Source organism: Alcaligenes pakistanensis, assembly GCF_014652815.1.
GTDB classification, from domain to species: Bacteria; Pseudomonadota; Gammaproteobacteria; order Burkholderiales; family Burkholderiaceae_B; genus Alcaligenes; species Alcaligenes pakistanensis.
Genome location: NZ_BMZN01000001.1, coordinates 390434 through 403022 on the forward strand (window position 1 = coordinate 390434; position 12589 = coordinate 403022).

Here is a 12589-nt window from a genome sequence, read left to right on the forward strand (position 1 = left end):
TTCGGACTTTGCTGCGCACAGCCAAACGCATCGCGGGTGAAGAACTCGACACTACCGAAACAGCTGCCGTGCTGGCGCTATTCGAGAAGCCTTATCTGGAACATGAACACAGAGCGCTATCGCAAGCACACCCGCCTCAACCGATGCAACATTAACTGCAGACGCTAACCGGATCAATCACACGTCCACACCTTTCATCCGCCCAAACCATACTTCAGGCACGCCCAACGCCGCACTGAAAAATACTCTGGGCATGTTGCGTTCACGCAACAGCTAATATATTCACCAAATAGATAACTTTGCTACAATAAAGAAAATAAAAAATCGGAGCAGATAATTTTTCAAGGAGAACACTATGAAACTCACTTTATTCGGAGAAGCTGTTCGGCACTTAAGAATGCGCTATGACCTGTCCTTAAAGGAAATGGCTCAAGCCATAGGCATCAGCTCCGCCTACCTAAGCGCGATCGAATATGGCGAAAAGAAACTGTCGGAAAAACTGTCCAGCGACGCCATCGCCTACCTATCGACTAAGGCCAATCCCGACGAGGTAACTAAGGTAGCGGATGCAGCGGAAAAGTCACGCGACGTCGTCAACACAAAACAGCTGAATCCGGACGCAAAGGGCCTTGTTGCAGCATTCGCGCGACGATTACAGGAAGGCGATGCGCCCAGCCCCGAAATGCTGGAATGGATCAATAATCGAAAATAGAGGAGACAAGCCATGACCACCTTAGGAAGCGCCGGTTCTATTCGTACACCAAGCGGCATGAAAGTCGCCCCAATGAGCTACGCGAAAATCGAGGCCGTCGCCGTCGAAGTTCGTCCGCTGCTGCCGCTTAATGCAAGCAACCCGTCAAACTTTGAAATCGACGCCCAAAAGGTGCTTGAAAAGATATTGCCTCAAGCCCGCTATCAATATGTGATCACCGCAAACGACGAGCTAAAGGATTGTGCCGCGTTCACCATTCCGGAACATGGCATTGTCGTGTTGCGCGAGGATGTCTACGACGGGCTCTTCACGGGATCCCGCTTTTCCAACAGCACGGTCATTCACGAGCTGGCTCACATCGTACTCAACCACAGCGTGACGCTTCACCGAGATGCCGTACTGGGGCAGCATAAATTTTATGAGGACTCGGAATGGCAGGCCAAGGCGCTTACAGCGGCCATCATGATGCCTATCGAGGCATGCCGCCAAGCCAGTTGCGCCGGTGAACTAGCGCAGCTATGCGGAACCAGCGAAGAAGCCGCTACCTATCGCTTAGACCGTCTTATCAAAAGCGGAGAGTTATCAAAAAAAACAGCCCTCACGAAAGGGCTATTTTAAGACTGCTGACTAACATGAAAAGGAAATCGAAACTGCCGGTCGAAATCCTCTTATGCACCACGAAGTGCGACGCAAAGTCTACAGTATAGAGACAATGGCCGCAAGCATAAGTTCCCGATCCCGGCAATTGTGGAGTTCATTATGACTACGCAAGAAGACGATTACGACGTGATTTTTCGTCGATTTCGTCGCACTAAATCGGGCAAAGTCCTGGACGCGCATGCGTACGGGCTTAAGGGATGGCCGATTAAAGTGCGGCGCACATAGGCCGGCCAACGGTTGAGCAAACGAAAGTTCACTCAACTGTGGCGCTCAACGCACGCTGGGGCTTGCCTCGGCGTGCTATCGACACCTTTTTATCGGATCCATTATGCAAAGCAATAACTTATCAAACCCTCAGAACTCGTTGAAGCCCAAGCAAGAGGCAACTGGCCTGAGCATCTGGGTAGGCACCTGGGCGATGCTCGCCGGAATACTGCTCTTTGCCGAAAGAATCGGCTGGCTCTCGCCGGACATAAAGTGGGGTGCGCCACTCGCCCTTGTAATGGTAGGAGTCAGCGTGATTTACGACAACCTCCGAACACGCTAAAAAAAGCTGGCGGGTGGGCCTACGTACCTAACCCGCCGCCGCACCTTGGCGGTCTAGAAAAAGCTGATCGAACCAAGTGGCTCAGCGCGCACTGCGTGCTATGAAACCCGTTTTTTCACTCGGGCGCGCCACGCTTTTGCGATGATAACGGTATACGCCATGGCGTTTTCAATGGCTTGGTCATCTTCGGAAAGCATCAGCAAATGCTCTCCAATCAGCTGCCGGTCAAACCCCGAACGTATGGCCAAATCAGTCAGCTCGTCTAGACTTTTTCCCGCCTTATCGGCGAGCTTGCTTGCGGCGAGGTCGGGCTGGGTGTCAAACAAATCTCTTGTCAGCGCTGCAGGTGGGCTTGGCTTAACGCTCACTGATAATGGCACCTCGGGCACCTTACGCGGTGTCTCGGTACGTTGCGGCAGCATGTGCTCCGGCAACATCTCCCGGGGCATACTTTTAAGGGTATCACGACGCTTACACAACACCGTTTGACCAAAGTCGAGCCGATGCCATTGCCAAACCGCACCCCGGCTTTTCCCCGAGTAACACTCGCCCAGCGGTTCCATCGTGCCGATCCCGGCCAGGGCAACGCGATCCTTTACCGTACCCACAGAATCAAGAGCGCTCTTCGGTGCCTGCCAATAGAGCAGATCTGGATACGAAAAATCATTCACCGATAAGCCCTGCGCAATCGAGGCCATGCGACGCGCCGAAGCCGTAATGTACTCTTGATCCTGGATTGGATGGGATGGCGCTTGCTGGCCGCGCCTCGCGCCCAGCAAGGCTCCCGCCATGGATCCGATGCTATCAGTGTCGCTGTTCAACACATTAACCACCTCCAACAACGCCTCGTCGATCGAACGCTCTTTAAAAAGCCAAGCCGCAACCATAGAAAACAGTACTGTTTTCAGGCCCGAGCCGCGCTCGGCATCGGTGAGCCCTTGCAAGCCCGCAACGATCGCACCATAGGACTTGCGTGAATCGTTCGTCAGTAGCTTGATGGCCGACCCCGCCGCATCGGCCCATTCATCCGCCGTTTTGGAACTCGCCTCGTCCAGTGTCTGTCCGGTTAAGCCTTCCCATGTTGGGCGCCAAAAAGTTGACAGGTCTGGGTCCGCCGCAACAACGCCCGGAATCTTTTCAAAGATATGGGCAAAATCTACCCATAACTCGGGTTCCGGAATCTCATCGTGCAGGAATACATGAGCCAAAATTGCAGCATGGACAGCTGCACCACCGATACCGCGAAGATCACCGTGTGTGCAGACCGCATTTCGTACAACGTCTGGGAGATAGCTGTGCTCGTCTTGCAAGTTCTGCGAAGCCCAAACATGGGGCTGGATCCGCATCGCAGCGCCATTCCCTCCGCCCTTGACGTACTTGCTGCTTGCAGAATCGAAAAAATTGCTGAACCAGTTGGTCGTTTTCCCGCCGAGAGACCCCGCTGCCGCTTTGGAGCCCCGGCCTGCACCCAGGCAATAGGATAGCCAAACAGGGAGCTCTACCTTCGCGAATGACTCGACATCAAAGAACCCCTGTGATCGAATTGCGCGGCATGTAGACAAACGTAATTGCGTGTCATCCGAGTAAACCCCTGCCGGCAACTCCACCTGAGCACCAAATCGCCCACCCACCAAACGCCGCCACGGCACAGTGTAGGCAATCCGAGACATGCCTACACGCTGGGCAACCATGGTCGGCGAGGCCAGTTCCGTGGGAAAACCCAAAGCGTCCCCGTAGGCAGCCCATAGCGCTGAAGAAACGCATCGATCCTGGTAACTCGTGTCCACCACAGGTGTCCTCATCTAAACTCCTCAAACCTATTCGGCTCGACAATTATATCGACCTTGCGGTGGCAAACCGCGCCTATTTGTCCCGCAACCTCGTCTGCGTGAGCATCGTCGGCGACATAAATGGCCCGTAGAAATTCCGTTGACACTCCCCCAGGATAAAGTGCCTCCGCCTGCATGCAGGTTGTCATATGATTGGGTAACCCAGCTTTGCGCGCAACAACACTTGAATGCCACTGGACAATGGACGGAGCAAAAAGCGCGTTTAGCCCTTCTGCCCCGACCGCTCGCCTGACGCCACTATACATATTATTCGTTGTCGTGAAGTGCACTCCACTATGTTCCAATATTTCAGGCGAAAAAGACAGGATGCACCACCAAATATCCTTGTCCCTATGCCAGTGCCCACTTACGTTAAAGAAGTGAGTATTTATACGGCTGATGGACAGGTTGACATAGTCGTGCCATGCCGCATCACGAGACCGGTCTTCCGCATTAACCTGAAGAATAAACTCCAACGTATTATCTTCAGCCAATCTTTGTCTTGCCATTAATGATTGCTTCGCCAACACACCGAGACAGCCGCGATTGGTGGTGAAATGAAGCACCTCGGTAATGTTCCGGCTCAGTACAATTTCACCGACACTCATAACCGCACAGCCTCATATGTACCGTCTTGAAAGAAATTCGCAACCACCGGCTTGTCATCTGGCCTAAAACCGATAATCACCGATTTCCGAGCTCTGCCCACGCCCATAGCGACCAATCGTCTAAAGTGCGCGAGCCGCTCATCGTCCGTAATCTCAAGGCTTTCACCCTCCACGGGTAAAACCTCGCCGTCCAGCCCTAATAGAAAAACGTAGTCAAACTCCAGCCCCTTGGCTGAATGCAAGGTGCTCAACGCGATATTCTCGGGTCCCTGTGGCCACTCCGATTCGCGGGCAATCGAAACATAGTCAAGGCCGGCACGCTCCAGCTCACCCCGCAAATATTTGAACCATCCCCCCCCTTTCGCGTGCAGAAAGGCGACCGACTCCGTGTCTAAGTCAACATGGTCATTAATAAACTGAATGACATAACTGGCCTGGGCCGAGTACTTCCCCTCAACAACCTTCGGCAACTCACCCTCTGTTGTTGCGCTTTCAAAGCGAGGCAAACTTCCGTCGTCATCCAGAGTGATGCCGTGCATAATTCCGGCGGCGAAGCGCGCTATTTGCTTCGTGTTGCGATAGTTGTTTTCTAGCCGATGGCTGGTTTCAGGACGAATAACGAGACCGACCTCCGCCCAGCTGAAGTTCTTGGCGTAAATGCGTTGTGCAGAGTCCAATACGAAGGTGACGGTATGATCCTTAGATAGTTGGTTCATCAGGCCGCGCACCTCATTAGCTGAGAAATCCTGCGCCTCATCCACGACCACCACGTCGTATTCCACGAATCTATTGAAAGCTAGATTGACTGCGAGATCATTCCAATCATGCATGCCGTGATCCTCCTTATATTTCGCATAAGGGCGAATCACCTGGTTTAGCAGTGTCTCCCGAGTCGGACGCTCCATGCGAGGCGTCACGCCCCTGCCGTCGCGCCGCGCAGTCAGATAGTCGTCAAGATTTGCAGGCGGGAAGCGTCCTAGCACGTACGCGACCTCATCGAGCAAAAAGTCGGAGGCCAAGCCCAGTTTTGCGAGCGTGGCGAGCGTGATTATTTTTTGTTCCCTATCCACCTTGGAAAGAATGGGTGGAGCACCGGAAAGCTCCCTCGCCCAGCTAGAGAACGTAAAAATATCGAGCGTCAACATGGCATCGTCTGGAAGCTGCTTTCGCGCTAACTCCTCGATATAGCCTCTAAGCGTCCTATTAAAAGTCAGAACCAATACTTTTACCGGCTCAGTGGTTTTTTGGCGCTGCGCTCGTGCGAGATAGGTCGCTACAGCCGATTGAAGCTTTAAAAGCGCTGTTGTGGTCTTGCCGCTACCGGCAGCCCCTCGGATAACTTCTACGCCATGCCGAATCCGTGAAAACAACGCCAGCTGTTCAGGGGTCGGCTTTACGTTCATTAATGCCTTCATGCACTCTGCCTCGCTGTAACGATCAATGTGCATGATCGTAACGGTAAGATTTACTTTTTACAAACAGGCATGTTTTGCAAAAAATCCACAAGCGCAGGTTTACCTTTATGCCTTGAACATGGGCCACATATCAAACAGAGGCATTCGAAGTGTGGGCAAAACAGGCAGCACGCTATGCTGAAGGAATGGAGAAGTAAACCAGCCACAAATGTTGGCCCTCAAGCCTGGGAGTTTTTCCAAGATTGCGAGCCAGGTAGAGTTTCGTTACAGTGGTGCGGCATTAAGCATCATTCGGAGCCTGTATGGCCGCTATCGTAGGCACGCCTTCCGACACCCGGAAGGCGTTAATTCGCAGAACTGGCTGGACTGCTACCGCCAAAACTTTCCGTACTAAGTACTAAAAGAGACGCCGAAGGCTGGGCGCGCCGTACTGACGATGAAATGGTACGCGGCGTTTACATCCTACGCACTCCTGCTGAGTGGATACCGGGTTGAGGCGGCACCACAGCGTTATCTACGTGAAGTGCTCCCCACCAAGCATCCCTTTGACCGGAATGGAGAACATAACAGATAAAAGCGCGAGCACCGATCGAGCGCCATGTTTGGCTGGATAATGGGAATCGCATTGGAAACCCGGTGTTGTCTATTAAGAACCGCTTAATGCGCCTCTCAAACTGGAAGCCGCATCGGTGGATGACTTGCTCGCTCGACGGAGACCAAGCTAATCGCCGCTGTAATATTTTATGACATACGTTCAATAACCATCAACGCGGCGCCTCCCCATTCCCCACCGATACCGACTCCCTGAATGATGCGCAGCAAGATCAACGCGATCGGAGCCCAGATTCCAATTTGCTCATAGGTAGGCAGCAAACCAATCGCAAACGTGCCTCCACCCATCAAAAACATCGTCAACACCAGCATTGATTTGCGGCCAACACGATCACCAAAACGCCCTAACACCACCCCACCCAAAGGGCGTGCAAAAAAGCCTACGGCAAACGAACCCAGTGCGGCTAAGGTCCCCATCAGCGGATCCAAACCTGGAAAAAAACTTGTTGAATACCAATGCTACCGCCGTGCCATACAGTAGAAAGCCATACCACTCCACCGTCGTCCCAATCACGCTGGCCATCACAGCAAGTCGCATGGACTTTTTCTCCTCCTGCTCCTAATGCTCCTGTGAGGAGGAGTCCCCCAGACTCTCCGCCTTAACTGAGATGCTTACTATGGTCTCCTGACTATCAGGCCCGAGACTTATCCCGGCCTCTTATGGATATACTGGATGGTCGCGTAGCTACCAGCAAGGCGGCCTACACAGCCCCAGAAACCTCCCCCTTGAAGGCCTTAGCCGAGATGACGGTGGACTGCACTGTACGTGAGGCGCTGCTGGTCGACGAGGGAGATATCATTACCGGCGGAGGCGTCAGCCTATGCGTGGATCTAACGCTCTACTTGCTAGAACGTTTTCTAGGGCCAGAGTTGGCCGCGCGCACTGCCCACATCATGGAATACAGTGCCGCCCGAGCCGCCAATCAAGCGCGTTTGCCCAGCCTGATCAAGCCTATCCACGCCAAAAGCTAATTCTTAGAGCCTGCCACCTCTCGAAGGCGGCAGGCTCTATTACAGCTCTACCTGTATCCCCATCTCCACCACCCGATTGGGTGGAATTTTAAAGAAGCGAGTGCTACGGCTGGCATTTCTGGCCATGAAGGCAAATAAGCGTCGACGCCAACCTAAATACCACGGCTGACGCGACTGAATCATCACTGTCTGACGCGACAGGAAATAAGAAGTCTGCATAGGCTCCAGATTCAACTCTGGATGCTCCAGCATGATCTGTTCCAGTAGCTGCGGTACATTGGGCTCTTGTTTGAAACCCCAGGAAGCCACCGCTTGCCAACTGCCCCGGCTCAAACGCTGCAAGCTATAGCGCTCGCCAAAAGGGACGTAAGGTACACCAGCACTGCTGACCGTCAAAAACAACACCTGCTCGTGCAAGACTTTATTGTGTTTCAGGTTATGTAATAAGGCCGGGGGCACCGAATCGGGGATGGTACTCATGAACACAGCCGTACCCGGTACACGGGTCGGGGCGTACTCCTCCAGATTCAGCAAAAACTCTTTCAAAGGCTGTTTATTCTCCAGCAGACGCTCGTGCAGGGCCGCACGTCCTTGACGCCACGTCAGCATCAGACCCAGCAAGACTATCCCCACCAGCAAGGGCAACCAACCGCCATCCAGTACTTTGAGCGCATTGGCCGAGAACAGCAGCACGTCCAGAATCAGGAAAATGCCTAAGAGCACAAGCCACGCCCAACGCTTGATTCCACTAGCGCTGCGCGGGAGAAGCACAATCGCCAACAGGCTGGTCATCAACATGGTGCCCGTCACAGCAAAACCGTAGGCATGGGCCAAACGATCCGATGAAGCAAAACTGACCACCAGAATCATCACCGCCACACACAGCAACTGATTGACGCGCGGTAAGTAAATCTGCCCTTCTTCTTTGGCCGAGGTATGTTGAATCACCATACGCGGCCAGAAACCCAATTGCACGGCCTGACGGGTCACCGAAAAAGCACCCGAGATGACCGACTGGGAAGCAATAACGGTCGCCACGGTGGCCAGCATGACCATAGGCACCAGGGCCCAGGTCGGAGCCAGATAGAAGAAAGGATTGCGAATAGCAGTCGGATCAGAGATCAATAGCGCGCCTTGGCCGAAGTAGCACAGAACCAGACAAGGCATCACCACCATAAACCAGGCCTTACGAATCAAAGGGCGACCAAAATGCCCCATATCAGCATACAGAGCCTCGGCACCGGTCAGCGCCAACACTAAAGCGCCCAGCAGCAGAAAGGTCTGCCACGGTGCCTCGGCAATAAAGGCAATTGCCCAGCGGGGGTCCAAGGCCATCAATACTTGGGGGTGCTCAATTACGCGCCACAGGCCCAAGCCACCCAGAACCAGAAACCACAACAGCATGATGGGGCCAAACAGCTTTCCCATAGTTCCAGTACCGTGTGACTGAATCAGGAACAAGGCCAGCAATACCCCCAGCGCCAAAGGCACTACCCAAGGGTCCAGCACGTGGGACACCATGCCTATCCCTTCCAGGGCTGAAAGCACCGAAATAGCGGGAGTGATAATACTGTCCCCGTAAAACAGGCAGGCGCCGATCAGGCCCAAGACCACAATGACTTGGCGACGTGGCCCTTGCATGCCGCGAGCAGCCAGCTCCATCAAGGCCAAGGTGCCACCCTCTCCCTTATTGTCCAGGCGCAGCACCACGGTAACGTACTTGATAGACACCACAATAGTCAGCAGCCAAAACAACAGGGACAAAACTCCGTACACCTGCTCGGCACCGGGCTGTCCGTAGCCACTGAGCGCCACTTTCATGGTGTAGAGCGGACTGGTTCCAATATCGCCGTACACCACGCCTAAAGCGCCCATCAATAAGGCGGCCTGAGCCGCTTTTTTAGGGTTTTCTGTTGCTGTGTTCAAGGCTTAATTTCCACTCAAAGAATCGTGCCGGGTCAAACGCGCACCAATACGCGGACCAGGAAAAACTATCGTGACGCGGGTACCGGGAAAATCAGGACGACTCATCAAACTCCACCACGCGCCATGCGCACGAGCGATTTCCTGCACAATGGCCAAACCTAAACCTGAACCCCCAGCCTGAGCGCCGGGAGAGCGATAAAACGCCTCAAAGACCCGTTGCTGCTCGCTGGACTCAATACCCGGACCGTGATCCTCCACCGACAAGGACGGCGGGTTACTGGCAACCCGCAACACAATCCGATCTGTTCCCTGACCATAGCGCAGCGCATTATCCATCAAGTTCGATAGCAGCTCGCGCAAGAGCACCGGCGCAGCATCAATCCAGACGGGTTTCTCGGGTGCTAGCAAATGGATTTCCGCACCATGTTGGCGAGCCTGCAAAAACCAGTCACCGCCCTCCTCGCGCGTCCATTCGCACAGGTCCAGGCGTACAAAACTGTCTTTAATATTCGTATCTGCATCAGTCCGCGCCAGCACCAACAACTGCTGCCCCAAGCGAATCATGCGGTCCGATACGCTTTTAATCCGCTCGGCCCGCTGTCGGATATCATCCGGCAAGGGTCTTGCCAGCATCAGTTCGGATTCCAGCTGCAAACCCGTCAAAGGCGTACGCAATTGGTGGGCGGCATGACCGATAAAGCGTTTTTGCGCCTGCAGCGTATCACGCTGACGTTCCAGCAATTCGTTAAAGTGCTCCACCAAAGGCACAATCTCAGCAGGCAAGGCGCTGGCATCCAGACATTCAAAATCATCATCGGCTCGATTACGGATTTGCTGCGACAAATCATCAATAGGCGCCAACTGAGAACGAATCCCTGACAGCAACACCCAGGCAATCAGGCTGACTAGCAGCACTTGGCTAAGCGCCATCGTCCAGAAAATATCGCGCAGCAGCCAGTCTTCCAGGCTCATGCGGCGGGTCAGCACCCAGGTGACGCTCAAATCGAGCACGACCAGAATGGAAATAGGGGGAAACAAACGGCCCATCAGCTTGCGGGCCAAAGAACCGGGAGCAAGAAAGCGCTCCAGCCAGCCTCGCAACAAGGAGGTTTTTAGGGCTGGAGAAAGATGCTGATCGGGCATGGTTGACCTAAGGGTTCAGGCAGCGGGCATGGGCTGCCGTTATGCTCCGGCCACGCTCTCCACATCGAGCAAATAGCCAAAGCCGCGCACAGTCTGAATAACAGCCCCGGTGCCTTCCAGGCGCTTGCGCAAACGATACACGTAGACTTCGACCGCATTGTCGCTGAAATCTGCGTCCCAGGCCGACAAGGAGTTGATAATTTGCTGCTTGGTGACCACTCGGCCTGCCCGCATCATCAACATTTCTAGTACAGACAGCTCGCGCACCGACAAGGTCACACGTTGACCGGCGCAACGCAGTTCGCGGCCGATGGTATCAAAACTAAGTGGGCCCACATCAATCACGGGCTGAACCTGTCCACTACGGCGGCGACCAAACACGCGCACCCGCGCAGCCAGCTCCGATAGATCAAACGGTTTGATCAGGTAATCGTCAGCACCCGCATCCAGGCCCCCAACACGATCATCCACGCCATCACGGGCAGTAAGAATCAACACGGGAATGGCATTACCTTGCCGGCGCAATTGGCGCAGCACATCCAGGCCACTGATACCGGGCAGATTCAAATCCAACAGCAGAAGATCGTAGACCTGGGCTGTCAGCTCTTTCAAGGCACTCTCGCCTTCCTGGAGCCAATCAACGGCGTAACCCTGATCATTTAGAAACTCTTGCAGTGCGGCGCCGAGTATGGCGTCGTCTTCGATAACTAGTACACGCATTTGAACGATTTTATTACGAAACTGGCCCCTCGCGTTGCTGATGCAAAGCGAGGGGCCAGAAAAAACAACACGGTCTACGCAGACTACTGAGCGGGCTTGGGTTCAGCCTTGTCAGCCGACTCCAAAGCGGGCTTGGCCTCACCATCCTGCTCGGCGGCTTTGGTGCTTGGGCCAGGGCGTGTGATAAAGCCCAGACGAGCCAAACCTGAAGCCTTGGAACGGCTCATGACTTGGGCCAGAACCTCGTAACGGGTGTCGGTATCAGCACGGATACGCAGTTCAGGCTGAGGCTGATCCTTGGAGTATGGGGCCAAGGTAGCGGTCAGGTCTTCTAGCGCAACAGGCTGCTCATTCACAAAAATCTGCCCTTCTGCGTCAATCGCCAAATCAATCGTCTTGGGATCTTGCTGAACCGGTTCAGAGGTCGCCTGAGGCAATTGAATCTTGATAGAGTGCGACAGCAGCGGAGCGGTGATCAGAAAGATCACCAGCAGCACCAGCATGACGTCGATCAGCGGCACCATATTGATTTCGGACAAGGCTGAGCCCGAATTGCGATTATCAAAGCTGCCAAAAGCCATGATTAGTGCTCCCGCTTGGCAGCCGCTGCCGAGCTTGATGCTGCACCGCCGCCCGAGGCTGGAACGCGACGCAGAACAGGTTGATTGTCCTGCACAGGCTGGCCGGTGGTCAGGAAGGTGAACAGGTCATGGGCAAACGCGTCCAGCTGGGACAGGTAAACGCGGTTGGTACGCACAAAAGCGTTATAGGCCAACACAGCAGGAATCGCCACAGCCAGACCCAGACCGGTCATCACCAGCGCTTCACCCACAGGGCCGGCAATCTTGTTCAGGGTCACGCCATCGGAAAGGCCGATATTGATCAAGGCGTGGTACACACCCCAAACCGTACCGAACAAACCCACAAATGGCGCGGTAGAGCCGACCGACGCCAGGAGAGTCAAACCGTTTTCCATTTTGGCGGTTTCTTCGTCCATGACTTTACGCATGATGCGCGAGACAAAAGCATCCGTAGAGCCTTTCTCTTCCAGGCGCATGGCACCGTATTTAACGTGGTGCTTTTGAGCGTGGATAGCATGGCTGGCCAGGTGGCTGAACGGATCACGTGCACCATGGGTGGCGATCTCGTTTTCAACCTGCTCCAAAGAGCTAGCAGACCAGAATTCGCGCATGAAGCTGTGCGAGCGACGCTTCAAACGGAAGGACAGCACGCCCTTGACGATAATCAGATACCAGCTGGCAACCGACATCAAGGCCAGAATCACGAACAGGGTTTTACCGACCACATCACTTTGCTGGATAAAGTGCAGCACCCCTGTTGCTTCCTCAGCCGCAACAACACTGGCGGCAGCCTGATCGGCCACCGGCCCTGCCACTTGTGCCAGGCTTACCCATACGCTTTGAAATAGTTCCTGCATCATTGAC

At 54.2% G+C, this 12589-nt stretch carries 11 protein-coding genes and 2 pseudogenes; 4 read left to right on the forward strand and 9 right to left on the reverse strand.

The genetic code is table 11. The features are described 5' to 3' along the window. Nucleotides 1–355 precede the first annotated feature (355 nt). Entirely contained in the window at nucleotides 356–712 is a 357-nt protein-coding gene (locus IE156_RS01780) for a helix-turn-helix domain-containing protein (protein WP_189390774.1), read from the forward strand. A 12-nt stretch (nucleotides 713–724) separates the two neighbouring features. Beyond that, complete coding sequence (locus IE156_RS01785; RefSeq protein WP_229840875.1) at nucleotides 725–1330, forward strand: ImmA/IrrE family metallo-endopeptidase; 606 nt, start codon at nucleotides 725–727, stop codon at nucleotides 1328–1330. Between the two features lie 687 nt (nucleotides 1331–2017). Here IE156_RS01785 and IE156_RS01790 read toward each other — a convergent pair. The 3 genes from IE156_RS01790 to IE156_RS01800 are packed head-to-tail and all read right to left on the reverse strand — an operon-like array spanning nucleotide 2018 to nucleotide 5804. Beyond that, complete coding sequence (locus tag IE156_RS01790) at nucleotides 2018–3721, reverse strand: ADP-ribosylglycohydrolase family protein (RefSeq protein WP_189390775.1); 1704 nt, start codon at nucleotides 3719–3721, stop codon at nucleotides 2018–2020. Continuing rightward, nucleotides 3718–4356 carry a DarT ssDNA thymidine ADP-ribosyltransferase family protein gene (locus IE156_RS01795; protein ID WP_189390776.1) on the reverse strand — a complete coding sequence of 213 codons (639 nt, stop codon included), beginning with the start codon at nucleotides 4354–4356 and terminating at the stop codon, nucleotides 3718–3720. The genes IE156_RS01790 and IE156_RS01795 overlap by 4 nt, the downstream gene beginning before the upstream one ends. Continuing rightward, a complete protein-coding gene (locus tag IE156_RS01800) occupies nucleotides 4353–5804 on the reverse strand; it encodes a 3'-5' exonuclease (protein ID WP_229840878.1) in 1452 nt (483 codons plus the stop codon). The genes IE156_RS01795 and IE156_RS01800 overlap by 4 nt, the downstream gene beginning before the upstream one ends. A 269-nt stretch (nucleotides 5805–6073) precedes the next feature. Here IE156_RS01800 and IE156_RS18335 point away from each other — a divergent pair. After that, a pseudogene (locus IE156_RS18335) lies at nucleotides 6074–6342 on the forward strand (site-specific integrase); the annotation flags it as partial. A gap of 182 nt (nucleotides 6343–6524) precedes the next feature. Here IE156_RS18335 and IE156_RS01805 read toward each other — a convergent pair. Next, nucleotides 6525–6921, reverse strand: a pseudogene (locus tag IE156_RS01805) (MFS transporter); the annotation flags it as partial. A gap of 122 nt (nucleotides 6922–7043) precedes the next feature. Here IE156_RS01805 and IE156_RS01810 point away from each other — a divergent pair. After that, nucleotides 7044–7355, forward strand: coding sequence for a type 1 glutamine amidotransferase family protein (locus IE156_RS01810; RefSeq protein ID WP_189390777.1), 312 nt, complete (start codon nucleotides 7044–7046; stop codon nucleotides 7353–7355). Between the two features lie 39 nt (nucleotides 7356–7394). On the opposite strand, the gene IE156_RS01815 is transcribed toward IE156_RS01810, so the two are convergent. The 5 genes from IE156_RS01815 to IE156_RS01835 form a co-directional block, all read right to left on the reverse strand. Continuing rightward, complete coding sequence (locus IE156_RS01815) at nucleotides 7395–9230, reverse strand: potassium transporter Kup (protein WP_189391372.1); 1836 nt, start codon at nucleotides 9228–9230, stop codon at nucleotides 7395–7397. Nucleotides 9231–9284: 54 nt separating this feature from the next. After that, nucleotides 9285–10424 carry a sensor histidine kinase gene (locus IE156_RS01820; RefSeq protein WP_189390778.1) on the reverse strand — a complete coding sequence of 380 codons (1140 nt, stop codon included), beginning with the start codon at nucleotides 10422–10424 and terminating at the stop codon, nucleotides 9285–9287. Between the two features lie 39 nt (nucleotides 10425–10463). Then, the gene (locus tag IE156_RS01825) at nucleotides 10464–11144 is read right to left on the reverse strand and encodes a response regulator (protein ID WP_189390779.1); all 681 of its coding nucleotides are present in this window, start codon (nucleotides 11142–11144) and stop codon (nucleotides 10464–10466) included. An 83-nt stretch (nucleotides 11145–11227) separates the two neighbouring features. Then, a complete protein-coding gene (locus tag IE156_RS01830; protein WP_189390780.1) occupies nucleotides 11228–11725 on the reverse strand; it encodes an ExbD/TolR family protein in 498 nt (165 codons plus the stop codon). Between the two features lie 2 nt (nucleotides 11726–11727). Beyond that, entirely contained in the window at nucleotides 11728–12585 is an 858-nt protein-coding gene (locus IE156_RS01835) for a MotA/TolQ/ExbB proton channel family protein (protein WP_189390781.1), read from the reverse strand. Nucleotides 12586–12589 lie beyond the last annotated feature (4 nt).